Genomic DNA, 705 nt, shown 5'->3' on the forward strand with positions numbered 1-705 from the left:
GGCCTCCAGCAGGCCGGCGAGGCGCCCAGTGGCGGGCAGGCGCAGTGGCACCGGCGCGTGATCGGGGTTCAGCAGCACGCTCTGCCCGTCGGGCGCCACACCGATGCGCGCGGCATTGCCCACGGGCGGCACCAGCGTGACGGCCGATGGCCCGAAGCCCAGCTTCACCGTCACCACGCCACGGTCACCTTCCTGCACCGTGATGCGCACTTCGGTCGCCAGGTCAGCGAGCAGACTGTCGCGATTGTCGAGCAGGCCAGCAGCGGCCACGTCGCCCTCGTCGCCCTGGCGCAGCAGCTCGTTCACCCGCACCAGTGCGGTGGCGAGATCGTTCACCCGGCGCACGGAGATACTGGCCTCGGCGCGCACGTCGTCGGCAAGGCGTTCGAGGTCGGCGCCATGGCCGGCATAGGCGGCTGCCGCATCGTCGGCGGCGCTCAGGAAGGCGACGCGGGCTGCCACCTGCGTGGGCGCGGCGGCCAGTGCTGTGGCGCTGTCAAAGAAGGCACCGACCCGGCCGGCAACATCGGCAGTGGTGGCCAAGGCCTCCAGCCGGGTCAGCCAGTCGAGCCTTGCGGCGTATCGGGCCTCGCCGCCGCTGGCGATACGCGCGGCGTCGACCTTCAGCGCATCGACTTCGCGGGTCAGGCTTCCGACCCGCACCCCGGCGCCGGCCAGCGGCGCGCGCTCCAGCGGGCCACCCCG

The 705-nt window shown here is 73.3% G+C and carries 1 protein-coding gene; it reads right to left on the reverse strand.

Annotation, left to right across the window (positions count from 1 at the left end; genetic code table 11):
- The coding region (locus GJV64_RS15180; protein ID WP_408015012.1) for a FlgK family flagellar hook-associated protein at positions 1 to 705 on the reverse strand (705 nt) is incomplete at both ends.

Source organism: Sandarakinorhabdus rubra, from assembly GCF_010994245.1.
Lineage (GTDB): Bacteria > Pseudomonadota > Alphaproteobacteria > Sphingomonadales > Sphingomonadaceae > Sandarakinorhabdus > Sandarakinorhabdus rubra.